This is a genomic window from Massilia sp. KIM (genome assembly GCF_002007115.1).
GTDB lineage: Bacteria > Pseudomonadota > Gammaproteobacteria > Burkholderiales > Burkholderiaceae_D > Telluria.
In genome coordinates, this window is record NZ_MVAD01000004.1 from 406,868 (window position 1) to 430,741 (window position 23,874).

At 69.2% G+C, this 23,874-nt stretch carries 19 protein-coding genes; 14 read left to right on the forward strand and 5 right to left on the reverse strand.

From position 1 onward, the window contains the following. Positions 1 to 117 precede the first annotated feature (117 nt). Positions 118 to 435 carry a hypothetical protein gene (locus tag B0920_RS24415; protein WP_078035288.1) on the reverse strand — a complete coding sequence of 106 codons (318 nt, stop codon included), beginning with the start codon at positions 433 to 435 and terminating at the stop codon, positions 118 to 120. 105 nt (positions 436 to 540) lie between these two features. On the opposite strand from B0920_RS24415, the gene B0920_RS24420 reads away from it, so the two are divergent. Both B0920_RS24420 and B0920_RS24425 read left to right on the forward strand, forming a co-directional pair. Next, a complete protein-coding gene (locus tag B0920_RS24420; protein ID WP_078035289.1) occupies positions 541 to 810 on the forward strand; it encodes a MoaD/ThiS family protein in 270 nt (89 codons plus the stop codon). Further along, positions 807 to 1,889, forward strand: a complete 1,083-nt coding sequence (locus tag B0920_RS24425) for a sialidase family protein (RefSeq protein WP_078035290.1) — start codon at positions 807 to 809, stop codon at positions 1,887 to 1,889. The genes B0920_RS24420 and B0920_RS24425 overlap by 4 nt, the downstream gene beginning before the upstream one ends. A 54-nt stretch (positions 1,890 to 1,943) precedes the next feature. Here the strand turns inward: B0920_RS24425 and icmF are convergent, their stop codons facing one another. The 3 genes from icmF to B0920_RS24440 all read right to left on the reverse strand — a co-directional run bounded on the left by icmF (position 1,944) and on the right by B0920_RS24440 (position 10,182). Then, positions 1,944 to 5,231 carry a fused isobutyryl-CoA mutase/GTPase IcmF gene (gene icmF / locus B0920_RS24430; RefSeq protein WP_078035291.1) on the reverse strand — a complete coding sequence of 1,096 codons (3,288 nt, stop codon included), beginning with the start codon at positions 5,229 to 5,231 and terminating at the stop codon, positions 1,944 to 1,946. Between the two features lie 262 nt (positions 5,232 to 5,493). Continuing rightward, complete coding sequence (locus tag B0920_RS24435) at positions 5,494 to 9,075, reverse strand: indolepyruvate ferredoxin oxidoreductase family protein (protein WP_078035292.1); 3,582 nt, start codon at positions 9,073 to 9,075, stop codon at positions 5,494 to 5,496. Positions 9,076 to 9,234: 159 nt separating this feature from the next. Then, positions 9,235 to 10,182 (reverse strand): LysR substrate-binding domain-containing protein, encoded by a 948-nt coding sequence (locus B0920_RS24440; protein WP_078035293.1) that lies wholly within the window; start codon positions 10,180 to 10,182, stop codon positions 9,235 to 9,237. Between the two features lie 118 nt (positions 10,183 to 10,300). Here B0920_RS24440 and B0920_RS24445 point away from each other — a divergent pair, with 118 nt between their 5' ends. Continuing rightward, positions 10,301 to 11,524 (forward strand): HD-GYP domain-containing protein, encoded by a 1,224-nt coding sequence (locus tag B0920_RS24445; RefSeq protein ID WP_078035294.1) that lies wholly within the window; start codon positions 10,301 to 10,303, stop codon positions 11,522 to 11,524. 70 nt (positions 11,525 to 11,594) lie between these two features. On the opposite strand, the gene B0920_RS24450 is transcribed toward B0920_RS24445, so the two are convergent. Beyond that, complete coding sequence (locus tag B0920_RS24450) at positions 11,595 to 12,632, reverse strand: GGDEF domain-containing protein (protein WP_078035295.1); 1,038 nt, start codon at positions 12,630 to 12,632, stop codon at positions 11,595 to 11,597. Between the two features lie 345 nt (positions 12,633 to 12,977). On the opposite strand from B0920_RS24450, the gene B0920_RS24455 reads away from it, so the two are divergent. The 11 genes from B0920_RS24455 (at position 12,978) to B0920_RS24505 (ending at position 23,865) form a co-directional block, all read left to right on the forward strand. After that, a complete protein-coding gene (locus B0920_RS24455) occupies positions 12,978 to 13,163 on the forward strand; it encodes a Flp family type IVb pilin (RefSeq protein WP_078035296.1) in 186 nt (61 codons plus the stop codon). A gap of 58 nt (positions 13,164 to 13,221) precedes the next feature. Further along, positions 13,222 to 13,734 (forward strand): prepilin peptidase, encoded by a 513-nt coding sequence (locus tag B0920_RS24460; protein WP_078035297.1) that lies wholly within the window; start codon positions 13,222 to 13,224, stop codon positions 13,732 to 13,734. A 137-nt stretch (positions 13,735 to 13,871) separates the two neighbouring features. Next, positions 13,872 to 15,254: an ATP-binding protein gene (locus B0920_RS24465; RefSeq protein WP_078035298.1), complete on the forward strand. Its 1,383-nt coding sequence runs from the start codon at positions 13,872 to 13,874 to the stop codon at positions 15,252 to 15,254. Then, on the forward strand, positions 15,251 to 16,111 hold the full coding sequence (gene cpaB, locus B0920_RS24470) for a Flp pilus assembly protein CpaB (protein WP_078035299.1): 861 nt from the start codon (positions 15,251 to 15,253) through the stop codon (positions 16,109 to 16,111). The genes B0920_RS24465 and cpaB overlap by 4 nt, the downstream gene beginning before the upstream one ends. Before the next feature lie 20 nt (positions 16,112 to 16,131). Next, complete coding sequence (locus B0920_RS24475; protein WP_078035348.1) at positions 16,132 to 17,718, forward strand: type II and III secretion system protein family protein; 1,587 nt, start codon at positions 16,132 to 16,134, stop codon at positions 17,716 to 17,718. Between the two features lie 42 nt (positions 17,719 to 17,760). Next, complete coding sequence (locus B0920_RS24480) at positions 17,761 to 18,069, forward strand: hypothetical protein (protein ID WP_229456852.1); 309 nt, start codon at positions 17,761 to 17,763, stop codon at positions 18,067 to 18,069. Between the two features lie 31 nt (positions 18,070 to 18,100). Further along, complete coding sequence (locus B0920_RS24485) at positions 18,101 to 19,267, forward strand: AAA family ATPase (RefSeq protein ID WP_078035300.1); 1,167 nt, start codon at positions 18,101 to 18,103, stop codon at positions 19,265 to 19,267. Positions 19,268 to 19,335: 68 nt separating this feature from the next. Continuing rightward, a complete protein-coding gene (locus B0920_RS24490) occupies positions 19,336 to 20,682 on the forward strand; it encodes a CpaF family protein (RefSeq protein ID WP_078035301.1) in 1,347 nt (448 codons plus the stop codon). A gap of 9 nt (positions 20,683 to 20,691) precedes the next feature. Continuing rightward, positions 20,692 to 21,669 carry a type II secretion system F family protein gene (locus tag B0920_RS24495; protein ID WP_078035302.1) on the forward strand — a complete coding sequence of 326 codons (978 nt, stop codon included), beginning with the start codon at positions 20,692 to 20,694 and terminating at the stop codon, positions 21,667 to 21,669. Positions 21,670 to 21,690: 21 nt separating this feature from the next. Beyond that, the gene (locus B0920_RS24500; RefSeq protein ID WP_078035303.1) at positions 21,691 to 22,650 is read left to right on the forward strand and encodes a type II secretion system F family protein; all 960 of its coding nucleotides are present in this window, start codon (positions 21,691 to 21,693) and stop codon (positions 22,648 to 22,650) included. Between the two features lie 18 nt (positions 22,651 to 22,668). Next, positions 22,669 to 23,865 carry a LytR C-terminal domain-containing protein gene (locus B0920_RS24505; protein WP_179119285.1) on the forward strand — a complete coding sequence of 399 codons (1,197 nt, stop codon included), beginning with the start codon at positions 22,669 to 22,671 and terminating at the stop codon, positions 23,863 to 23,865. The last annotated feature ends 9 nt before the right edge of the window (positions 23,866 to 23,874 follow it).

Genomic DNA, 23,874 nt, shown 5'->3' on the forward strand with positions numbered 1-23,874 from the left:
TGTCAACAATAATACCTGAAGGAATAGTTCAGCAACCACCCAGCAGAGGCCCAGCCTGCATAAAACCTGGAAATGGTCGTGCCGCGGCAACGGCCTTGTCCGGACCGGCCAAGCTGCTCAGCCGTCGTCCGTGCCCGGCTTGCGCAGGCGGGCCAGCAAGGCCTCGACATTCTCTCCCACTGGCAATCCGTGGCGGCGCAGCAACTGCACGTGCAGCACCAGGTTCTCCAGCACCAGCTTGGCCGACACGGCCAGCAGGGTGGTGAGCTTGTCCTCGGTGCTGAACTTGTCCATGGCGGCGGCCATCTCGCACAGGTGGGTGGCGACCAGCGCGCGCAGCTCGTCTTCGGGGAAGGGCAGGTCGGCGAAATCGATCGGATCTTCCTGCTCGACTTCCTGCATCAGGGCGGCCAGTTGTTCCGGCGTGATCGGCATGCGTTGCTCCGCGAGTGGTTCAGGACTACATTGTAGGTTTCCCGGTTGAGAAACGCCCACGGGATACGCAAGGCCGGTTCAAACACTGTTCTTGAGGATGCATTGATGGCGCAACTCTTCTTTACCCAGCAGCTGGCGCGCTTCATCAGCGCCCCCGAGGTCGCCACCAGCGCCCGCCGCCTGCGCGACGGGCTGGAAAGCGCCTTCGCCCTCAACCCGCGCCTGCGCGGCTATGTGCTGGACGACCAGGGCTGCCTGCGTCCCAACGTGGCGATCTTCATCGATGGCCGGCGCTGCAGGGACACGCGGCGCCTCGACGACCCGCTTGCGCCGGACAGCAAGGTCTACGTGCTGCAAGCCTTATCAGGAGGATGAGCATGCAGGCATGGCTGGCTACCCGCAAGGGGCTGTTCGAGATCGGCTACGACGGCCGGCGCTGGGAATTCGGCGCCGCCCACTTCCTGGGCGAACCGGTATCGATGGCGCTGCACGACAGTCGCGACGGCGCGCTCTACGCCGCCCTCAACCTGGGGCATTTCGGCGTCAAGCTGCATCGCCGGCAGGGCCAGGTCTGGAGCGAGCTGCCGGCGCCCGCCTATCCGCCCAAGCCGGAAGGCAGCGAGGACAAGCTGGACTGGACCAACCGCATGATCTGGTCGCTCGAGGCCGGCGGCCCGGACCAGCCGGGCCTGCTGTGGGCCGGCACCCTGCCGGGCGGGCTGTTCCGCTCGAACGACCGCGGCGCCAGCTGGGAGCTGGTGCGCAGCTTGTGGGACGCGCCCCAGCGCGCCAACTGGTTCGGCGGCGGCTACGACGTGCCGGGCATCCACAGCATCTGCGTCGATCCGGGCGACAGCCGGCGCCTGCTGCTGGGCGTGTCCTGCGGCGGCGCCTGGCGCAGCGAGGACGGGGGCGAGGGCTGGACGGTCAGCTCGACCGGCATGCGCGCCGACTACATGCCGCCCGAGATGAACGAGAACGAGGAAGTGCAGGATCCGCACCGCATCGTGCGCTGCGCCGGCGAACCCCAGGTGCTGTGGTGCCAGCATCACAATGGCGTGTGGCGCTCGGCCGACGGCGGGCGCAGCTGGCAGGAGATCCGCGACATGCCGCTGTCGCGCTTCGGCTTCGCGGTGGCGGCCCACCCGCGCGACGGCCAGACAGCCTGGTTCGTGCCGGCCGAGAAGGACGAGCGCCGCATCCCGGTGGGAGCGGCGCTGGCCGTGACCCGCACCCGCGACGGCGGCAAGACCTTCGAGGTGCTGCGCGCCGGGCTGCCCCAGGCGCATTGCTACGACCTGGTCTACCGCCACGGGCTGGCGGTGGCGGACGACGGCCGCACCCTGCTGATGGGCTCGACCACCGGCGGGCTGTGGGTCTCGGACAATGGCGGCGACAGCTGGCACACGATCTCGACCAACCTGCCGCCAGTGTACGCGGTCGGCTTCATGTAGATGCCATAAAAAAGGGCGCGGAGACCGCGCCCTTCGTGCGGCAAGCCGCGCGTCTTACATGTTGCGGCGGTACTGCCCGCCCACCTCGAACAGGGCGGTGGTGATCTGCCCCAGCGAGCACACCCGCACCGCGTCCATCAGCCGGGCGAACACGTTCTGGTTGTCGATCGCCGCCTGCTGCAGGGCGGCCAGGGCGGCCGGCGCCTGGTCCGCGTGGCGCTGGTGGAAGGCCTCCAGGCGCTGGAGCTGCGACTGCTTTTCGTCGTCGGTCGAGCGGGCCAGCTCGATCGTGGCCGGCGCACCCGCGCCGTTCGGGTTGCGGAAGGTGTTCACGCCGATGATGGGCAGCGAGCCGTCGTGCTTCTTGTGCTCGTACAGCATCGACTCTTCCTGGATCTTGCCGCGCTGGTAGCCGGTCTCCATTGCGCCCAGCACGCCGCCGCGCTCGGCGATGCGCTCGAATTCCTGCAGCACCGCTTCCTCGACCAGGTCGGTCAGCTCGTCGATGATGAAGGAGCCCTGGTTCGGGTTCTCGTTCTTGGCCAGGCCCCATTCGCGGTTGATGATCAGCTGGATCGCCAGCGCGCGGCGCACCGATTCGTCGGTCGGCGTGGTGATCGCCTCGTCGTAGGCGTTGGTGTGCAGCGAGTTGCAGTTGTCGTAGATCGCGATCAGCGCCTGCAGGGTGGTGCGGATGTCGTTGAAGTCGATCTCCTGGGCGTGCAGCGAGCGGCCCGAAGTCTGGATGTGGTACTTGAGCTTCTGCGAGCGCTCGTTGGCGCCGTACTTGTCGCGCATCGCCACCGCCCAGATGCGGCGTGCCACCCGGCCCAGCACCGTGTATTCCGGGTCCATGCCGTTCGAGAAGAAGAAGGACAGGTTGGGCGCGAAATCGTCGATGTGCATGCCGCGCGCCAGGTAGGCTTCGACGAAGGTGAAGCCGTTCGAGAGCGTGAAGGCGAGCTGCGAGATCGGGTTGGCGCCGGCCTCCGCGATGTGGTAGCCCGAGATCGACACCGAATAGAAATTGCGCACCTGGTGCTGCACGAAGTATTCCTGGATGTCGCCCATCACCTTGAGCGAGAACTCGGTCGAGAAGATGCAGGTGTTCTGGCCCTGGTCTTCCTTCAGGATGTCGGCCTGCACGGTGCCGCGCACGGTCGACAGCACCCAGTCCTTGATCTTCTGGGCTTCGTCGTCGGTCGGCTGGCGGCCGTTGTCCGCCACGAACTTGTCGATCTGCTGGTCGATGGCGGTGTTCATGAACATCGCCAGGATGGTCGGGGCCGGGCCGTTGATGGTCATCGAGACCGAGGTCGAGGGGCTGCACAGGTCGAAGCCGTCGTACAGCGCCTTCATGTCGTCCAGGGTCGCGATCGACACGCCCGAGTTGCCGACCTTGCCGTAGATGTCGGGACGCAGGGCCGGATCGGCGCCGTACAGGGTCACCGAGTCGAAGGCGGTGGACAGGCGCTTGGCCTCCATCCCCTGCGAGACCAGCTTGAAGCGGCGGTTGGTGCGGAAGGCGTCGCCTTCGCCGGCGAACATGCGGGTCGGGTCTTCGCCTTCGCGCTTGAAGGCGAACACGCCGGCGGTGTAGGGGAAGGAACCGGGCACGTTCTCCAGCATCAGGAAGCGCAGGATCTCGCCGTGGTCCTCGAACTTCGGCAGGGCCACCTTGCGGATCGGGTTGCCCGACAGGGTCTTCTGGACCAGGCGGGTACGGATTTCCTTGTCGCGGATCTTGACCACGTAGTCTTCGCCGGCGTAGGCGGCCTGCATGTCCGGCCACATGGCCAGCAGCTTCTTGGCGCCGCCGTCCATGGCGTTGTCGCGCTCCGTGATCAGGTCGTCGAGCACCACTTCGCGGTTTGCGGCCGCCAGCATGCGCTTGGTTTCCATCAGCTGCTGGCGCTCGCGCGCCAGCTTGACCTGCTTGTGGGTGTTGCGGTGGTAGCCGCGCACGGTGTCGGCGATCTCGGCCAGGTAGCGCGCGCGCGCCGGCGGCACGATCACGTTCTTGCCGCTCGAGTACTTCTGCGACGGCGCGTTCAGCTTGCCCGCTTCGACCGGCAGGCCCAGTTCGGCCAGTTTGGGCAGCAGGCCGTGGTAGAGGGCGGTGACGCCGTCGTCGTTGAAGCGCGAGGCCTGGGTGCCGTAGACCGGCATCTCGTCCGGCGACTTGCTCCACAGTTCGCGGTTGCGCTGGTATTGCTTGGCGACGTCGCGCAGCGCGTCCTGGGCGCCCTTGCGGTCGAACTTGTTGATGGCGATGAAATCGGCGAAGTCCAGCATGTCGATCTTCTCGAGCTGGGAGGCGGCGCCGAATTCCGGGGTCATCACGTACATCGAGGTGTCGACGTGGGGCACGATGGCGGCGTCGCCCTGGCCGATGCCCGAGGTCTCGACGATCACCAGGTCGAAGCCGGCCACCTTGCAGGCGGCGATCACGTCGGGCAGGGCCTGGGAGATTTCCGAGCCCGCTTCGCGCGTCGCCAGCGAGCGCATGAACACGCGCGCCTGCCCATTCCAGGGATTGATCGCGTTCATGCGGATGCGGTCGCCCAGCAGGGCGCCGCCCGACTTGCGGCGCGAAGGGTCGATCGAGATCACGGCGATGTTCAGGCGGTCGCCCTGGTCGAGGCGGATGCGGCGGATCAGTTCATCGGTGAGCGAGGACTTGCCGGCGCCGCCGGTGCCGGTGATGCCCAGGACCGGGGCCCGGACCGACTCGGCGGCCTCCAGGATCTGCTGGCGCAGGCCGGATTCCACCTTGCCGTTCTCGAGGGCGGTGATGAGCTGGGCCAGCGGGCGGTGGCGCGCGGCGATCTCGCCGGCGCGCAGGGCCTCGATGCTGGGCGGCGCATAGGAGGAAAGGTCGACGTCGCAGGCTTCCAGCATGGAGCGGATCATGCCGACCAGGCCCATGCGCTGGCCGTCCTCGGGGCTGAAGATGCGGGTCACGCCGTAGGCGTGCAGTTCCTCGATCTCGTGCGGGACGATCACGCCGCCGCCGCCGCCGAAGACCTTGATGTGGGCGCCGCCGCGCTGGCGCAGCAGGTCGATCATGTACTTGAAGTATTCGACGTGGCCGCCCTGGTAGGAGGAGATCGCGATGCCCTGCACGTCTTCGGCGAGGGCCGCGGTGACGACTTCGTCGACCGAGCGGTTGTGGCCAAGGTGGATGACTTCGGCGCCGTTCGACTGCAGGATGCGGCGCATGATGTTGATCGAGGCGTCGTGGCCGTCGAACAGGGAGGCGGCGGTGACGAAGCGCACCTTGTTGGCCAGTTTCGGCTGCTCCGGCAAGTCGAGCTTGGCGGCGGGGGTGATGTCGTTCATGGAAAGGGTCCTTGTGTGTCGGCGGACTGAGGATATTCTGTACGGTATATGACGTTAACGTTAACGTCAAGCAGGCTTCGCTTACTGGTGATGGGCGCAACGCGCGCCAGGCAATATGTACTCTTGCCCGCGCCTTCAACCCGTCGTCCCCGCGAAGGCGGGGACCCAAGTTCTCTACCGTGAGCCGGACGGTGCGCGTGGCCGGTGAAGAAACTTGGGTTCCCGCCTTCGCGGGAACGACGTGCTAGCGCTCGGGGGTCGTTCAGGCGGCGCGGCGCTTGACCTTGCCGGAGAGCAGCTCCTCCTTGCGCGCCCGGTACTCCGCCACCGCCTTTTCCTTCACGTGGCCGAAGCCGCGGATCTGCTCCGGCAGGTTCGCCAGCTCGACGGCCGTGGCGTGATTGGACGCATCGAGGGTGCCCAGCAGGCCCTCGATCATCGCGCGGTATTCCGCGATCAGGGCGCGCTCCATCTTGCGCTCCGCGGTATAGCCGAACAGGTCGAAGGCCCCGCCGCGCAGCCCTTTGAGCTTGGCCAGCAGCCCGAAGGCCTTCCACACCCACGATCCATACTGCGCCTTGACCAGGTGGCCCTGGGCATCCTTCTTCGCCAGCAGCGGCGGCGCCAGGTGGAACTGGAGGCTGAAGTCGCCCTCGAACTGGCTCTTGAGCTGCTCGACGAAGCGGCCGTCGGTGTACAGGCGCGCCACTTCGTACTCGTCCTTGTAGGCCATCAGCTTGGCGTAGTGCTTCGCCACGGCCATGGACAGCTTGTTGCCCAGTCCCAGCGCGCTTTCGCGCTCGCGTACGCGCTGCACCAGGTCGAGGTAGACGGCCGCGTAGGCGGCGTCCTGGTAGCCGGTCAGGTGCTCGACGCGCTTCTTGATTACGCTGTCCAGGCTCTGCGGCATCTGCAGCACCACGGCCTGGGCCGGGATCGCCTGCTTCTCGACGCGCTTGATGTCGACCGCCGCGCGGCGGCCCCACAGGAAGCTCATCTTGTTCGAGGCCACCGCCACGCCATTGAGTTCGATCGCGCGCAGCAGCGCGGCTTCGGACAGCGGAATGCGGCCCTTCTGCCAGGCGTAACCCATCAGGAACAGGTTGGTGGCGATCGAGTCGCCCATCAGCGCGGTCGCCAGTTTGGTGGCGTCGACGAAGTCCACGCCATCCTCGCCGCCCACCGCTTCCAGGATCAGCGCACGCACGTCGCCGGACGGGAATTCCCAGTCGCGCTGCTGGGCGAAGGTGCCGGTCGGCTGCTCGTGCAGGTTGACCACGGCCAGGGTGCGGCCAGGGCGCATCTTCGAGACCGCGTCGGCCGCGCCGGTGGTCAGGATGTCGCAGCCCAGGATCAGGTCCGCTTCGCCGGTGGCGATGCGCTGGGCGCGCAGGCGTGCCGGTGAGGCGGCGATCTTGACGTGCGAGGTCACCGAGCCGTTCTTCTGGCTCATGCCGGTCATGTCCAGCACCGAGGCGCCCTTGCCCTCGAGGTGGGCGGCCATGCCCATCAGGGCGCCGACCGTGATCACGCCGGTGCCGCCGATGCCGTTGATCAGGATGTTGTAGGGCTGGTCCACGCCCGGCAGCACGGGCTGGGGCAGCTCGCCCCAGCCGTCGTTGGCGCCGTCCTTCGACACCCCGGTCTTGCTCTTCTTGAGCGCGCCGCCTTCCACGCTGACGAAGCTCGGGCAGAAGCCCTTGGCGCAGGAGAAGTCCTTGTTGCAGGACGACTGGTCGATCTGGCGCTTGCGCCCGAATTCGGTTTCCTTGGGCAGGATCGAGACGCAGTTGGACTGGATGCCGCAGTCGCCGCAGCCTTCGCACACGGCTTCGTTGATCACCATGCGGCGCGCCGGGTCGGGGAACTCGCCCTTCTTGCGGCGGCGGCGCTTCTCGGCCGCGCAGGTCTGGTCGTAGATGATCACGGTCACGCCCGGCAGTTCGCGCAGCTCGCGCTGGATCTCGTCCATGTGCTTGCGGTCATGCAGGGTGACGACGGCCGGCAGGTTCGAACGGTCGGCATAGCGCGACAGGTCTTCGGTCACCAGGGCGATGCGCTTGACGCCTTCGGCCGCCATCTGCTGGGCGATCATGGGCACCGAGGTGGTGCCGTCCACCGGCTGGCCGCCGGTCATGGCCACCGCGTCGTTGTACAGGATCTTGTAGGTGATGTTCACCTTGGCCGACACCGCCGCGCGGATCGCCAGGTAGCCCGAGTGGAAATAGGTGCCGTCGCCCAGGTTCTGGAACACGTGCGGCACCTGGGAGAACGCGGCCTGGCCGATCCAGGGCGCGCCTTCGCCGCCCATGTGGGTGGTCAGCTTGTTCATCTCGGGGTAGATCGAGGTGGCCATCACGTGGCAGCCGATGCCGGCCAGCGCGAAGGAGCCCTCGGGCACCTTGGTCGAGGTGTTGTGCGGGCAGCCGGAGCAGTAGAAGGCCGGGCGGAAGGGCGTGGTGACGGCCTTCTGCAGCACGGCGTCCTTGGCGTCCAGGAAGGCCAGGCGCGCCTTGATCAGGGCGCGCGTGGACTCGTCGAGGTCGAGGCGTGCGATGCGGGCCGCGATCACGCGCGCCACCTGGGCCACCGAGAAGTCGGCCTTGGGCGGCAGCAGCCAGTCGCCGCGCGGGGCCACCCATTCGCCCTTGTCATCGAACTTGCCGACGATGTGGGGACGCACGTCGTCGCGCCAGTTGTAGAGCTGTTCCTTGAGCTGGTACTCGACCACCTGGCGCTTTTCCTCGACCACCAGGATCTCTTCCAGGCCCTGGGCGAATTCGCGCACGCCTTCCGGCTCCAGCGGCCAGATCATGGCCACCTTGTACAGGCGCAGGCCGACCTTGGCCGCCATGGCTTCGTCGATGCCCAGCTCTTCCAGCGCTTCCAGCACGTCGAGGTAGGACTTGCCGGAGGCGATGATGCCCAGCTTCGCGTCCGGGCTGTCGATGGTGGTGCGATTGAGCTTGTTCTCGCGCGCGTAGGCCAGGGCGGCGTAGATCTTGTAGTCCTGCATCAGCGCTTCCTGGGCGCGCGCCTGCTGGCCCAGCGGCACCGAGGACAGTTTCGTGTTCAGCCCGCCCTCCGGCATGGCGAAGTCGCGCGGGTACTTCACCTCGACGCGGAAGGGATCGGCGTCGACCGAGGCGCTCGATTCGACGGTGTCGGCCAGGGCCTTGAAGGCCACCGCGCAGCCGGAGTAGCGCGACATGGCCCAGCCGTGCACGCCCAGGTCCAGGTATTCCTGCACGTTGCAGGGGTAGAGCACCGGGATCATGCAGGCCGAGAAGATGTGGTCGGACTGGTGCGGCAGGGTCGAGGAATAGGCGCCGTGGTCGTCGCCGGCGACCAGCAGCACGCCGCCGTGCTTCGCGGTGCCGGCGTGGTTCATGTGCTTGAAGACGTCGCCGCAGCGGTCCACGCCCGGGCCCTTGCCGTACCACATGGCGAACACGCCGTCGTACTTGGCCGGGCCGATCAGGTCCACGGTCTGGGTGCCCCAGACGGCGGTGGCGGCCAGGTCTTCATTCACGCCCGGCACGAACTGCACGTGGTGCGTTTCCAGGTGCTGCCTGGTCTTCCACAGGGTCTCGTCCAGGCCGCCCAGCGGCGAGCCGCGGTAGCCGGAGATGAAGCCGGCGGTGTTCAGGCCGGCGGCCAGGTCGCGTTCGCGCTGCATCATCGGCAGGCGCACCAGGGCCTGGATGCCCGACAGGAAGATGGTGCCGGTCTTCGCGGTGTACTTGTCGTCCAGGGTGACGGTGGTGAGGCGGGACGAAAAGTCCGGGGAAGGGGCGGGCGCTGCCGGGGGCAGGCCGGCGCCGTGGGTCACGGTGTCGGGCATGGCTGTCTCCAAGGGTGTCGGGCCGGCGCCGGGTAGGCGGGCCGCATTGCGCCGGGCGGGTTGCGCGCCGGCGGGCTTTATCCGCATGGAGTGTAGGGATTTCCCCGTTCGCCAGCCAATAGGGTTTGCGGATGGGGGTATAAGTAAAAACGATGACTGTTATTCAGCGGACGGCGGTCCGGCCAGGCGCGCCCCCGGCCAGGCCCCGCGCGCGCACAGGTCTTCGGTGACTTCGCGCAGCAGGCGGCCGATGGCGGCGGCGGCGTTGGTGAGGGGGATATTGCGCGAATTGCACAGGATCACGCGGCGGGTCAGCGCGGGATCGGCGACCCGCCAGGCGCGCATGGCGCCGCGCGCCAGGTCGTCCTGCAAGGGGGCGGGCGGCAGCAGGGTCGCGCCGAGGTCGGCCAGGATGGCCGAACGCAGGATGGCGATCGAATTGATCTCGATGACCTTGCGCAGCGCCAGGCCGGCGGCCAGCGCGCGCGCTTCCACCAGCGGGCGCACCCCATGCTGGCGCGCCGGCAGGATCAGGGTCGAGGCCAGGGCCTGGCCCAGGCTCATCGCCTCGCCATCCGGCGCCAGGGGCGAGCCGGCGCGGCAGATGAAGACCAGGTCTTCCTCGACCAGGGGCGTGGCGCTGAACTGGGCGGTGGGGGCATCGTCGAACAGCACCGCCAGGTTCAGGCGGCCCGACTTGAGCTGCTCGGTCAGGCTGCCCGAGATTTCCTCGGTCAGCTGCAGGGTGATCTCGGGATAGCGCGCGCGCGCCGCCGTCAGCAGGGGCAGGGCGAGGGCGCCCGAGATGCTGTGCGGCAGGCCCAGGCTGACGTTGCCGGAAGGGCGGTCGAGCGACTGCACCACCGCCGTGCGCGCATCCAGCACCTGCTTCAGGATCGCCTGGGCGTGCTCGTAGAACACCTTGCCGGCGTCGGTGCTGACCACCCCGTGGGCCGAGCGGTGCAGCAACTGGGCGCCCAGCTCTTCCTCGAGCTGGCGCAGTTGCTGGGTGAGGGCCGGCTGGGCCACGTGCAGCACCCCGGCCGCGCGCGAGAGCGAACCGTGGTCGACGATGGCGACGAAATAGCGCAGCTGGCGTAGTTCCATGACAAACTTGTTAAATTCTGTATCCGTATAGCAACAATGTAAAAGTCCGTCCAAGCGTTGTTGCTATACTGCACCGTGGCCGCAAGGGCGGCGAAGATTACCATAGCAGGATGACAGTATGTTGAAGAAGGTCGATTCATCGCAACTGAAAGTCGGGATGTTCATCCACGACCTGGATTGCGGCTGGATGGAACACCCCTTCTTGCGCAACCGCTTCGTGCTCAGCACCGAGGACGAGATCCGCAAGATCCGCGCCGCCCGCATCCGCGGGGTGGTGATCGACTGCGCGCGCGGCCTGGACGTCGACGACGCGCCCACCCTGGCCCAGGCCGAGGCCGCCACCGAGGCCGAAGTCACGGCCATCGCCACCCGTCCGCGGGCCGTTCCCGCCAAGGCCTCGCTGAGCGAGGAGCTGGCGCGCGCCGCCACCGTCCGCAAGCAGGCCGCCGGCCTGGTACGAACCGTGATGCAGGATGCGCGCCTGGGCAAGGCGGTCGAGCTCGACCAGGTCAGCCCGGTGGTGCAGAGCGTGACCGAATCCATCCTGCGCAATTCGGGCGCCTTGCTGGGCCTGCTGCGCATCAAGAACAAGGACGACTACACCTTCCTGCACTCGGTCAGCGTGTGCGCGCTGCTGGTGGCTTTCTGCCGCTCGCGCAACATGGACGAGGAAACTACCCGCCAGGCCGGCATCGGCGGCCTGCTGCACGACACCGGCAAGGCCCTGGTGCCCGACGAGGTCCTGAACAAGCCGGGCCGCCTGAGCGACGAGGAATTCGCGCTGATCAAGCGCCATCCGCGCGACGGCTGGGAGATCCTGCGCAAGTCGCCCGGCATCGGCGCGATCCCGCTCGACATCACCCTGCACCACCACGAGCGGCGCGACGGCAGCGGCTATCCGGAGTCCCTGGGAGAAGGATCGATCAGCGAACTGGCCCAGATGGCGGCCATCGTCGACGTCTACGACGCCATCACCTCGGACCGCTGCTACCACAAGGGCATGTCGGCGGCCGAAGCCCTGCGCAAGATCTATGAGTGGAGCAAGTTCCACTTCAACCCGGCCCTGGCCCAGGAATTCATGCGCTGCGTAGGCATCTACCCGGTCGGCACCCTGGTGCTGCTGGAATCGGGACGCCTGGGCGTGGTCGTCGAGCCGCACGAGACCAGCCTGCTCACGCCCAAGGTCAACGTCTTCTTCAACACCAAGACCCAGGTCTACATCCGTCCCGAAACGATCGACCTGTCGCGCGCCCTCGGCTTCGGCGGCGGCGACAAGATCGTGCGCCACGAGTCCCCCGAGAAGTGGCAGGTCGACCCGCTGCGCTTCATGCAGCTGGCCTGATCCACCTCTGGTTCGTCACGGGCCGCCGCCTTGCCGGCGGCGCCGTCCGTGGCGAAGCCCAACCATCCTTTCAGAAGAATTCGGCGGTGTCGTTGGCGGCCACGGTCTGCAGCAGGCCCTGGGCCACCAGTTCCTCGTAGTGGCAGGCGCGGTTGCGGCCGTTGGCCTTGGCGTAGTACAGGGCCTGGTCGGCGTGGCCGAGGGTCACCACCGGCGAATCGGCGGCGCTGACGCTGGTGAAGCCCACGCTCACCGTCACCCGTCCGACCTGGGGGAACTCATGGCCCTCGACGTTGCTGCGGAAGCGGTCGATGATCTTGCGCGCGTTCTCCAGCGTGGTGGAGCGCAGCAGCACCACGAATTCCTCGCCGCCGAAGCGGAACACCCGGTCCTGGGAGCGGAAGGAGGACTGCAGCAGGTTGGCGATCAGGATCAGGACCTCGTCGCCGTAGAGGTGGCCGAAGCGGTCGTTGACGCCCTTGAAGTGGTCGACGTCGACCACCGCCAGCCACTGCTTTTCCTCGCCCTGGTGGTGGCGCCGCTCGGGCTGGCCGGGCACCAGGGGCTCGGCGTCGGAGGCGTGCAGCATGCGCGCCAGCTGGTCGTCGAAGGTCTTGCGGTTCAGGAGGCCCGTGAGCGAATCGCGCTCGCTGTAGTCGAGCAGGTTCTGGAAATTGCGGTAGACGCTGACGATGCCGCTGATGGTGTGGATCGCTTCCGGCGTGAACGGGCCCAGGTGGACGATCTCGAGGCAGGTGTCGGCCTTGTCGCCGAACCAGATCGGCAGCCACAGGTGGCGCAGGCCGTGGGCGTCGACCGATTCGGCGCGCGAATCATGCTGCAGCAGGCAGTGCGCCAGCGCCGGATAGGCGGCGATTGGCTCGCCGGGGCTGGCGCCGTCGTGCGACTCTTCCGGACAGGCCACGCCGCCCTGGCGGATGCAGGCGCGCGAGCGCACGAAGCGCTGGCCGCACACGGTGACGATGCTCAGCACCCGCGTCTGGACCGCACGCGACAGCTCCTGTACCGCTGAAATCACGGAGATGTCCAGCATCGTGTGATCGCGGTGGCCGGTCATGTCCACCATGTGGCGCAGCAGGGAATCCATGTCGTTCACAGAAACGTCGTCAGTCAAGGGCACGGGACTTCGGTACCGGAAGATGCCGCTTTTTTGGGCGGTCAAGCAAAACAGGATAGCCCCTTTTTGTATTACAGGCAATTATTCTTAACAAGATTTATCGTTTTTATCTCCTTTGCCACACACCCGGCCAGCTCCCTCGGCTGCGGGTTTATTCCTCATCAGAATCTTAGATTTCCACACGGCAAACTTGCGTGCAGTCAACTTGCCGTATGGAACTATTGGGTACAGTGAATTCACTGGCAAACGCAACAAAGCAGTCGCGACGGGGCCCCGGAGCAGCCAGTTTTTTTCAACCACCACAAGGAGTCTGTCATGAGCACGATTACCTCCGCCATCAAAACCTTCATCGCCGATGAGAACGGTGTGACTGCCATCGAGTATGGCATGATCGCCGCCCTCATCGGGGTGGCGATGGCGGCGGTCGCTGGCGAAGTCGGCGACAAGATCGAAGACGCATTCGAGTACATCCGCGACCACATCGTCGTCCCGGCAGCTTGATCGCCGTGCCCCCCGAGCAGCAGCAAGCCCGGGGGGCTTTTTTTTCTGGAGCCCCATCATGCCCGTCGCACTCTACCTGGATACGCTGCTGCTGCTGATGGTGGCGGCCGCCGCCGTGAACGACCTGGTCAGCCGGCGCATCCCGAACCTGCTGCTGCTGGCCGGCGTGGTCGGCGCGCTCGTGCTGCACCTGGCCTCGCCCGATCCACGCGCCGGCGTGCTGTCCTGGCTGGGCGGCATGGCCGTCGGCCTGCTGGTCTTCCTGCCCTTTTACCTGGTCCGCGGCATGGCTGCCGGGGACGTCAAGATGATGGCCGCCGTCGGCGCCTTCACCGGCGCGCCCGACGCGCTGCGCATCGCCATCCTGGCCTGGTGCGCCGGCGGCGTGATGGCGCTCGCGATCCTGCTGGTGCGCGGCCGCCTGCGCCTGGCCTTCGCCAACCTGCGCTGCATGCTGCTGCGCCTGCCGCCAGCGGGCGAGGGCGGCGCCGCGGCCAGCGCCGGCTCCATGCCCTATGGCGTGGCGATCGCGGCCGGCGCCCTCTGCGTGCTGGCCGGACGCTACGGCTAGCGCGGCGCCGGCGCGCACGCGCGTCGTCGGCGCCGCGCCAAGGCCGCCTTTGTGGGCCATCAAGGGCCTGGAAAGTGCCCTCGCTAGAATAAAAATCAAGTTCTCCCGAACATTTGCATCGAGCAGGAGGTTGCAATATGGAAGCGATATCGGCCAACACGGCCGCCAGCGACGCGGCTCCCGCCTTGGCTTCCGCCTTGGCCTCCCCGCCGGATCCCGAGGTCCTGCCGGTGCTGCCGCGCCAGGCCCGCACCGTGCGCGACACCGGCCTGGAGCCGCGCTTCGTCACCGCCCTGGTGGTGAAGGCGATGCACGCCGGCGGCAAGACCCCGCTGTCGCTGCTGACCGGCCGCCTGCGGTTGTCGGTGAGCGTGGTGCGCGAGGTGCTGCAGGGGCTGATCGCCTCCCAGCAGGCCGAAGTCGCCTGGTCGGGCGAATCGGACATCGACGTGCACTACCAGCTGACCGCCTTCGGCCAGCGCAGCGCCGCCGAGCTGCTGCAGGAGTCGCGCTACGCCGGCCCGGCCCCGGTGCCGTTGGCGGCCTGGCGCGCCATGGTGCTGGAACAGTCGCTGCGCCGGCCGGGCGCGGCGCGCGTCACCCCGGCCGAGCTGCACGCGGTGCTGGGCGAGGACGGACTCGATCCGGCGGTGCGCGAGCTGATCGGCGCGGCCCTGCACTCGAACCGTCCGCTGCTCCTGTACGGCCCCTCCGGCGGCGGCAAGACCACGCTGGCGCGTAAGCTGGCCCGCCTGCGCCAGGAAGCGGTGGCGGTGCCCTATGCGGTGCTGGTCAACCACGAGATCATCCAGGTCTACGACCCGGCCGTCCACCCGGCGCCGCTGTCGGCGCGCGGCCAGGAAGAGCGGCGCAGCTGCGACGCGCGCTGGGCCCTGTGCCAGCGCCCGCTGGTGCACGTGGGCGCCGAGCTGACCCGCGACATGCTCGAACTGCGCCACGATCCCGCCAGCGGGGTGTTCCGCGCGCCGCCCCAGCTGCTGGCCAACAACGGGCTGCTGGTGGTGGACGACCTCGGGCGCCAGCGCCTGCCGGCCGGCGAGCTGCTGCACCGCCTGCTGGCCGCCTTCGAGCACGGACAGGACCACGTGGCGGTGCCGGGCGGCGCCAGCCACGCGCTGCCCTTCGACCCCGGCCTGGTGCTGGCTTCCAGCCTGGCGCCGGAATCGGTGCTGGATGAATCCTGCCTGCGCCGCATCGGCTACCGGATCGCGATCGGCGCCCTGTCCGAACCCGCCTACCGCAACCTGCTGCTGCGCCAGGCGCGCCTGCAGCGCATCGAGGTCGAGCCTCAGGCGGTCGACTACCTGGTGCAGGAACTGCACCGACGTACGCGGCGCCCGATGCTGGCCGCCTATCCCCACGAGCTGCTCGGGCGCATCCTCGATTTCGCCGGCTTCGCCCGGCGCACTCCGCGCCTGGACCTCGACAGCCTGGCCCAGGCCTGGAGCAGCCTGTTCGGCGCGGGGACGCTGCCGCCGGCTGCGGGAGAAGCAAGATGAAGAACCGCCGCGCATTGATCGTGATGGTCCTGGCCGTGGTGTTCGGCCTCGCCGCCGTGCTCCTGGCCGCCCAGTGGCTGCTGCACGCCCCGGCCCCGACCAGCAACCGCATCGCCGTCGCCGCCAGCGACATCAACATCGGCCAGCGCCTCACTCCCGAGATGCTCAAGCTGGTCGAATGGCCGGCCGACAGCGTGCCCAAGGGCGCTTATCTCGATCCGCAGAAGCTCGCCGGCCGGGTGCTGCGCACCAGCGTGCTGGCCGGCGAACCGGTGAGCGAAGCCAAGCTGGCGCCGGCCGGCACCCTGGGCGGGCTGTCGGCCCTGATCACCGAGGGCAAGCGCGCCATCACGGTGAGGGTCAACGACGTGATCGGCGTGGCCGGCTTCGCGCTGCCCGGCAACTACGTCGACATCATCGTCAGCACCGAGACCGATCCTTTGCCCGAGCAGCAGCAGCGCGGCGGGCCGCGCGAGCGCAGCATCTCCAAGATCGTGCTGGAGCGGATCCTGGTGCTGGCCGTGGCCCAGGAAGTGAACCGCGACGAGACCAAGCCCAAGGTGGTCAACGCCGTCACCCTCGAGGTCACCCCCGAGCAGGCCGAGAAACTGGACCTGGCGCGCAGCGTCGGCACCCTGTCGCTGGCGCTGCGCAACCAGGTCGACCCGGCCGCCGCCGAGACCAGCGGCGCGACCAAGGACAACCTGCTGCCGCAGGCCGCGCCGGTGCGCCGCGTGGCGCTGCCGGCGCCGGCGCCGCGGCCACGCGCGCAGGCGCAGCGAGCGCCGGCGCCGGCCCCGCAGCGCGACTGCGTCAAGGTGATCAACGGCCTGCACGCCTCGCAGGAATGCTTCTGACTCACGCTGGGATGAACGCCATGAACAGATGCCTCACGATCGCACGCCTGTGCGCCGGATTTGCCGCCAGTCTTGCCGCCGGGGCCGCCGCAGCGGCGCCCGCAGCGGCGCCCGCAGTGGCTCCCGCAGCGGCCCGCGCCGACGCGCCGGCGGGCAAGCCCGCGGCGCGCCCGGCGCCGCGTCCTGACGCCTGCGTCGGCGAAGCCGCGCGTCCGGCCGCGATGCAGCTCCACCTGGGCAAGTCGACCATGCTGCGCCTGCCCGAGCCGGTGCGCCAGCGCAGCGTCGGCAACCCGGCGGTGGTCCAGGCCATGCTGGTCGCGCCCGACACCCTGTACGTGGCCGGGGTCGATGTCGGCAGCACCAACATGATCGTGCAGGGCAGGAGCGGCGCCTGCAGCATCGTCGACATCACGGTCGCGCTCGACCCGTCCGGCCTGCAGGCCACGCTGGCGGCGGTCATGCCGGAAGAAAAGGAGATCCGGGTGCTGGGCGCGGCCGATTCGCTGGTGCTGACCGGCGCCGTGAGCGATACCGAGGCCGCCGTCCGCGCCCTCGACCTGGCCCAGGCCTTCGTGCGCCGGCCGCTGCGCCAGATGTCGAGCGCCGCCAAGGACAACGACCACGACGGCGTGATCGCGGTCCCGACCGGGGGCGCCGGCGCCGGCGGCGGCGAGGGCGCGCGGGTGGTCAACCTGCTGTCGGTGCGCGCGCCCCAGCAGGTCCAGCTCGAAGTCAAGGTGGCCGAGGTCTCGCGCTCCCTGATCGAGCGGCTCGAAGGCAACACCCTGTTTTCCTTCGGCTCGGGCAGCTGGACCACGGTGCTGGGCGCCGATTTCCTGACCGGGCTGGCGCGCGGCGGCATCGGCGGCCAGAAGACCAACGGCAACCGCTTCGCCCTGGAAGCCGACAAGCAGGACGGCCTGGTGCGCATCCTGGCCGAGCCGAACGTGCTGGCGATCAGCGGCCAGGAAGGCACTTTCCTGGCCGGCGGCAAGTTCTACATCCCGGTCTCCCAGGAGAACAACAAGGTCACCCTGGAAGAGAAGGAGTTCGGGGTCGGCCTGCGCTTCACCCCGACCGTGCTGAGCGGCGGACGCATCAACCTGCGGGTCGCGCCCGAGGTCTCGGAACTGTCGCGCGAAGGGATCGGCATCAGCGCGGTCGGCATCAACGGCACCGCCATCATGCCCCTGGTGACCACGCGCCGCGCCAGCACCACGGTGCAGCTCTACGACGGGCAGAGCTTCGCCATCGGCGGCCTGGTGAAGAATAACCTGGTGACCAACCTCAAGGCCCTGCCGCTGCTGGGCGAGATCCCGGTGCTGGGCGCGCTGTTTCGCAGCACCGACTACCAGCAGGACCGCACCGAGCTGGTGTTCGTGATCACCGCGCGCCTGGTCAAGCCGCTGGCCGGCCCCGGCTACAGCCTGCCCACCGACAAGGCCGGGGCCCCCGGCCGCGCCGAGTTCCTGCTGGGCGGGCGGATGGAGGGCGAGCCGCCCGCCGCGACCACCGCCGAACTCTCGGCCCCCGCCGTCTCCGCGCCGCCCGCCGCGCCCGCGGCGGCGCCGGCCGCGACCGCGGGCGGCTTCGAACTTCGCTGAGCACTTCCACCCACCCCGAGATACAGCACAAGGAAAAAGGCCATGGACAGCACAATGACCCGTCCGTTCCGCCGCCTGCCGCAGGCGCTCGCCACCGCGACGGCCGCCGTCATCCTGGCCGGCTGCGCGTCCTCCACGCCCACCCTGGACCGCGAGTTCGGCCGCGCCGTGCGCGCCAACCTGGCGGCCCAGGTGGCCGATCCCGCCGCCGCGGCCAATCCCAATCTCGATCCGGCCGCGGGCATCGACGGCCGCGCCGCTCGCGCGGCCCACGACCGCTACCAGCGCTCGTTCGCCCGTCCCGAACCCGCCGCATCCGCCCCGCTGGTGTCCAGCGGCTTAAGCAAATGAACGCCGGCCGCCCCGGCGCCCCGAGGATGCCATGAGAGCGCTCCTGATCAGCCGCGACAGCCAGCTGTACTCGGAGATCGCGTCCCAGGGCGCGGCCCGGGTGCCGCCCCTGCACCTGGCCGCCACCCGCGCCAGCCTGCGCGAAGCGCTCGACCGCCCCGAGGCCGACAGCCCCCAGCTGGTGATCATCGACGCCAGCGAGACCGAACCGCTGGAAGCGGCGCTGCTCGAGCGCGTCGGCCGCCAGTACCCCTCGGCCCAGCTCATGCTGCTGACCGACCACAACCAGCCCGAACTCCTGATCACCGCCATGCGCGCCGGGGTGCGCGAAGTGCTGCAGCTGCCCCTGGTGCACCGCGCCTTCCACGAGGCCATGGACCGGATCTCGACCGCCGCCGGGGTGTCCGCCCTGCGCGACGGCAAGGTGCTCGCCTTCATCGCCTGCAAGGGCGGCAGCGGCGCGACCTTCATCTCGACCAATTTCGGCTACGCGCTGGCGACCCTGGCCGGCAAGAAGGTGCTGCTGATCGACCTGCACGGCCAGTTCGGCGACGCCGCCCTGTACGTGTCGGACCAGAAGCCGGCCATGACCCTGTCCGACGTGTGCGCCCAGATCCACCGGGTGGACGCGCCCTTCCTCGATTCCTGCCTGGTGCACGTGACGCCCGGCTTCGGCGTGCTGGCGGCGGCCGACGATCCCTCGCAGGCCAAGGAGGCCAAGCCGGAGCACATCGACACCGTGCTGCGCATGGCGCGCCAGCACTACGACTACGTGCTGCTCGACGTCGGGCGCCAGATCGACGCGGTGTCGCTGCGCGCGCTCGACATCACCGACACCATCTATCCGGTGCTGCAGCTGGCCCTGCCCGACATCCGCGACGCGCGCCGCCTGCTCGACATCTTCCGCTCGCTCGGCTACGTGCTGGACAACATCCGCCTGATCGTCAACCGCTACGAGAAGGGCGGCAAGCTGCGCCTGCAGGACCTGCACGCGGCCCTGGGCTGCGAGGTGATGCACACCTTCCCCAACGATTACATCGCCGTCACCGATTCGGTGAACCAGGGCGTGCCGGTGCTGCAGCTGTCGCGCTCGAGCGCGGCGGCGCGCAGCCTGGCCGAGATGGTCGAGCTGGTGACCTCGCGCCGGGTCCAGGAAAGCAAGGGCCTGCTCGACCGCCTGTTCGGCGGGGGCGCCTAGCCGGGGCGCCGGGCGCCGCCGGCCAGGCGCCCCCGCCGGCACACGACAATTGATGATTGGAGCCGTCCATGTCCTTACGCGAACGACTTGCGGGATCCGGCCAGGAACGTCCGGCGACGGGCGGCCTGCCGGATGCCGGCAACCAGGCCTTCCAGGAGCTCAAGAAGCTGATGCACCAGATGATCCTCGACCGGATCGACCTGGAGCGCCTCAAGCGCCTGACGCCCGAGCAGTTCAAGCACGAGCTGGCGCTGCTGGTCCAGCGCATCATCGAGGAGGAGCGCATCGTCCTCAACCAGCACGAGCGCCATCACCTGGTGCTCGACATCCAGCACGAAATGCTCGGCTTCGGCCCGCTCGAACCGCTGCTGAACGACCCCAGCGTCTCGGACATCCTGGTCAACACCGCCAGCAAGGTGTACGTCGAGCGGCGCGGCAAGCTGGAGCTCACCGACATCAGCTTCCACGACAACGCCCACCTGATGAAGATCATCGAGAAGATCGTCTCGCGCGTGGGGCGCCGGGTGGACGAGTCGAGCCCGATGGTCGACGCCCGCCTGCCGGACGGCTCGCGCGTGAACGCGATCATCCCGCCGCTGGCGGTGGACGGCCCGCTGCTCTCGATCCGGCGCTTCGGCGCCAGCCCGCTGACGGTGCAGAACCTGCTCGACTACAAGAGCCTGACCCCGCCCATGATCAAGGTGCTGGAAGGCCTGGGCGTGGCCAAGGTGAACATCCTGATCTCGGGCGGCACCGGCAGCGGCAAGACCACCTTGCTGAACCTGATCTCCGGCTTCATCCCGCCCAGCGAGCGGGTGGTGACGATCGAGGACGCCGCCGAGCTGCAGCTGCGCCAGCCGCACGTGGTGCGCCTCGAGACGCGCCCGCCCAACATCGAGGGCAAGGGCGAGGTGACCCAGCGCGCCTTGGTGCGCAACGCGCTGCGCATGCGCCCCGACCGCATCATCCTGGGCGAAGTGCGCGGCGCCGAGGCGCTCGACATGCTGCAGGCGATGAACACCGGCCACGAGGGCTCGTTCGCCACCATCCACTCGAACACCCCGCGCGACGCCCTGTCGCGGCTGGAGAACATGGTCAGCATGGCCGGCGCCAACCTCACCCAGCGCGCGATCCGTCAGCAGATCGTGTCGGCGGTGACGGTGGTGGTGCAGGTCTCGCGCCTGACCGACGGCACCCGCAAGGTGGTCAGCCTGCAGGAGATCACCGGCATGGAGGGCGACATCGTCTCGATGCAGGAGATCTTCCGCTTCGAGCAGCGCGGAGTGGCCGCCGACGGCAAGGTGCTGGGCCACTTCTGCGCCACCGGGGTGCGCCCGCGCTTCGCCGACCGCCTGCGCCTGTTCGGCGTGCCGGTGCCCGACGACGCCTTCGACCCCGACCGGGTCTTCGACTGAGGGGGCGGCATGGACGCGCTGTTCTACGGTTTCGTGGTGTTCATGTTCGCGGCGGTGATCCTCGCCGTCGAGGGCATCTACCTGTGGTGGATGGGCACCCACGGCGCGGCGGCGCGCCGCATCGCGCGCCGGCTGCAGCTGATGTCGGGCGGGGTGGGGCGCGGCGGCGAGCGCATCTCGATCCTCAAGCAGCGCCGCTACAGCAGCGCGCCCGCCCTCGACCGCCTGCTGCACCGCGCCGGGCTGGCGCACCGCGTCGACGTCCTGCTGGTGCAGGCGGGGTCGCACTGGTCGGTGGGCCAGTTCCTGGCCTGGTCCGGCGCCTGCCTGGGCGCGGCCCTGCTGGTGTCGAGCGGCTGGCCGCTTCCCTTGGCCGCCTGGCTGGCGCTCGGGCTGGCCGCTGCCAGCCTGCCCTGGCTGGCCCTGCGCCGCGCGCGCCGGCGCCGCCTGCTGCGCATCGAGCAGCAGCTGCCCGAGGCGGCCGACTTCATCGCGCGCGCGCTGCGCGCCGGCCACTCCTTCAGCAACGTGCTGCAAATCGTCGGCAACGAGCTGCCCGAGCCGCTCAGCAGCGAATTCCGCATCGCGCGCGAAGAGATCAACTACGGCGTGCCGATGAACGAGGCGCTGCACGGGATGGCGGCGCGGGTGCCGCTGACCGACCTGCGCTACCTGATCATCGCGGTGCTGATCCAGCGCGAATCGGGCGGCAACCTGGCCGAGATCCTCGGCAACATCAGCCAGATCATCCGCGCCCGCCTGAAGCTGGTGGCGCACGTGCGCGTGCTCTCGGCCGAGGGGCGCATGTCGGCCTGGATCCTGGGCCTGATGCCCTTCGGGGTGATGGCGGTCATGACGCTCACCAGCCCGGACTACGTCGGCATGCTGTGGAAGGACCCGTCCGGCCAGCGCCTGCTGTGGTACGGCGCCGGCATGATCGTGATCGGCGTGTTCTGGCTGCGCAAGGTCATCCGCATCCGCATCTGAGCCGACTCCCGAGGTGAAACCATGCAATCCTCCCAACTCGTCTTCCTGGCCATCGTCTTCTTCGTGATCTGCGGCCTCGGCTGGCTCGGCCTGGCGCTGTTCGCCCCGCTCGCGCTGCGCGAGCGCCTGCGCCGCTTCCTCGGAGGCGGCGCGGCCGCCGCCGAGGGCGAAGCCGGGGCAGGGGCGGCCGGCCAGGCCTGGTTCGAGCGCGTGGCCAGCGCCGCCAAGCCGCTCACCAAGCTCTCGATCCCCGAGGAAGGCTGGGAAAAGTCGGCCCTGCGCACCCGTTTCATGAATGCCGGCTGGCGCAATCCCGCCGCGCCCACCCTGTTCTTCGCCTCCAAGACCGGCCTGGCGCTGCTGCTGCCGCTCCTGACCTCGCCCTTCCTGGTGCTGTACGGCGCCGGCCTGGGCGCGAACAAGCTGCTGGCCGTGCTGCTGCTGGCAGCGGCCCTCGGCTACTACCTGCCGAACGTGGTGCTGGCACGCATCGTGGCGCGCCGCCGGCGCGAAATCTTCGAGACCATTCCCGACGCGCTCGACCTGCTGACCGTGTGCGTGGAGGCCGGCCTGAGCCTGGAGCGTGCCATGGTCAAGGTGGCGGGCGAGATCCACATCAAGAGCCTGGTGCTGGCCCAGGAGCTGCAGCTGGTGCTGATGGAGATGCGGGCCGGCTTCAGCAAGGAGAGGGCGCTGCGCAACTTCGCGCTGCGCTCCGGCGTCGAGGACGTCGACACCCTGGTGGCGATGCTGGTGCAGTCCGAGCGCTTCGGCACCAGCGTGGGCGACTCGCTGCGCGTGTACGCCGATACCCTGCGCCACAAGCGCCGCGTGCGCGCCGAGGAGTGCGCCGCCAAGATCGGCCTCAAGCTGCTGTTCCCCCTGATCTTCTGCATTTTCCCGACGCTGATGATGGTGCTGCTCGGGCCAGCCGCGATCCAGCTGTCGCGCACCCTGAGCGCGCTGCCCGGCGCGCGCTGAACCCTGATGGAGATTGCCATGCGAACCCCGATCCGTTCCCGCACCCTGCCCAAGCTCCCCACGCTGCGCACCCTGGCGCTGGCCTGCGCCGGCGCCGGCCTGCTGGCCTGCACCTCCCTGCGGCCGGAAATTTCGCCATCCGCCGCGCCAACCGACGCGCCGACGGCCGCCGCCGACGCCTACCTGGCCGGCCGCAACCACCACCTGGCGCGCCGCTACGACGAGGCGCGCGCCGCCTACCAGGCCGCGCTGCGAGCCGACCCGCAGCACGTGGACGCCCGCAATGGCCTGGCCACCCTGCACGCCGAGCAGCGCGACTTCGCCGCCGCGGTGCGCATCTGGCGCGAACTGACCGCCTCGCTGAACATGGCCTCCGGGCCGGGCAAGGCCTATTTGTTCGGCAACCTGGGCCACGCCTACTTCCTGAGCGGCGACTACGACCAGGCCCTGGTAGCCCTGGAAAAGGCCTGCCTGCTCGATCCGCTCAACCACCGCTCCTGGCAGCTGCTGGGCGAGACCCTGGGCAAGCTGGGCCAGGAAGGGCGCGCCGCGCAGATGCTGCGCCAGGCCGAGGCCTTGCGCCGGCACGACCTGCGCGCCGACCTGGCGGCGGTGGGCGGCAGGACCCCGGTGGCGGCGATCCGGCGGGCGGCGGACCGCCAGGCCGAGGCCCCGCGCGAGGAAAGGGAGTGGCTGCAGGCCGAGCTGCACCCGGACGAGGGCGGCCTGCTGGAACTGAGACGCGGCAAGGACACGCCCGCGCCGGCGCCCGAACCGCTCGCGCCGGACACGCCGGCGCCGCTCGAGCATGCCGGCGTGGCGCGCCTGGAGATCCGCAACGGCAACGGCGTCACCGGCATGGCGCGCGCGCTCGCGCGACAGCTCGGCCAGCAGGAGGTCTCCGGGCTGAAGGTGACGCGGCTGTCGAACCACAAGGGCTTCGCGGTGCGGCGCACCCGCATCGACTACGAAGCGGCCTTCCGCGCGCAGGCCGAGCGCCTGGCCGAACGGATCGACGAGGTGCAGTTGCGCGAGGTAAGCGACTGCGCTCCGGCCAACCTGCGGCTGGTGCTGGGACGCGACCTGCCGCGTCGCGGCCTGGTGCTGCGGCCGCTGGATGACGCGGCGCCGGCGGCGCCTGCAGTGGGAACGGCGAGCTCGGCCGCTGCCCGCGACACGCCCGCCTTGCCCGCTGGCGCAGGCAAGGCAGGCTAAGCGCTGCCT

Coding starts and splice junctions, on each gene's coding strand:
- B0920_RS24415 (WP_078035288.1), bottom strand. CDS start 435: ATGCCGATCACGCCGGAACAACTGGCCGCCCTGATGCAGGAAGTCGAG.
- B0920_RS24420 (WP_078035289.1), top strand. CDS start 541: ATGGCGCAACTCTTCTTTACCCAGCAGCTGGCGCGCTTCATCAGCGCC.
- B0920_RS24425 (WP_078035290.1), top strand. CDS start 807: ATGAGCATGCAGGCATGGCTGGCTACCCGCAAGGGGCTGTTCGAGATC.
- icmF (WP_078035291.1), bottom strand. CDS start 5,231: ATGAACGACATCACCCCCGCCGCCAAGCTCGACTTGCCGGAGCAGCCG.
- B0920_RS24435 (WP_078035292.1), bottom strand. CDS start 9,075: ATGCCCGACACCGTGACCCACGGCGCCGGCCTGCCCCCGGCAGCGCCC.
- B0920_RS24440 (WP_078035293.1), bottom strand. CDS start 10,182: ATGGAACTACGCCAGCTGCGCTATTTCGTCGCCATCGTCGACCACGGT.
- B0920_RS24445 (WP_078035294.1), top strand. CDS start 10,301: ATGTTGAAGAAGGTCGATTCATCGCAACTGAAAGTCGGGATGTTCATC.
- B0920_RS24450 (WP_078035295.1), bottom strand. CDS start 12,632: ATGGATTCCCTGCTGCGCCACATGGTGGACATGACCGGCCACCGCGAT.
- B0920_RS24455 (WP_078035296.1), top strand. CDS start 12,978: ATGAGCACGATTACCTCCGCCATCAAAACCTTCATCGCCGATGAGAAC.
- B0920_RS24460 (WP_078035297.1), top strand. CDS start 13,222: ATGCCCGTCGCACTCTACCTGGATACGCTGCTGCTGCTGATGGTGGCG.
- B0920_RS24465 (WP_078035298.1), top strand. CDS start 13,872: ATGGAAGCGATATCGGCCAACACGGCCGCCAGCGACGCGGCTCCCGCC.
- cpaB (WP_078035299.1), top strand. CDS start 15,251: ATGAAGAACCGCCGCGCATTGATCGTGATGGTCCTGGCCGTGGTGTTC.
- B0920_RS24475 (WP_078035348.1), top strand. CDS start 16,132: ATGAACAGATGCCTCACGATCGCACGCCTGTGCGCCGGATTTGCCGCC.
- B0920_RS24480 (WP_229456852.1), top strand. CDS start 17,761: ATGGACAGCACAATGACCCGTCCGTTCCGCCGCCTGCCGCAGGCGCTC.
- B0920_RS24485 (WP_078035300.1), top strand. CDS start 18,101: ATGAGAGCGCTCCTGATCAGCCGCGACAGCCAGCTGTACTCGGAGATC.
- B0920_RS24490 (WP_078035301.1), top strand. CDS start 19,336: ATGTCCTTACGCGAACGACTTGCGGGATCCGGCCAGGAACGTCCGGCG.
- B0920_RS24495 (WP_078035302.1), top strand. CDS start 20,692: ATGGACGCGCTGTTCTACGGTTTCGTGGTGTTCATGTTCGCGGCGGTG.
- B0920_RS24500 (WP_078035303.1), top strand. CDS start 21,691: ATGCAATCCTCCCAACTCGTCTTCCTGGCCATCGTCTTCTTCGTGATC.
- B0920_RS24505 (WP_179119285.1), top strand. CDS start 22,669: ATGCGAACCCCGATCCGTTCCCGCACCCTGCCCAAGCTCCCCACGCTG.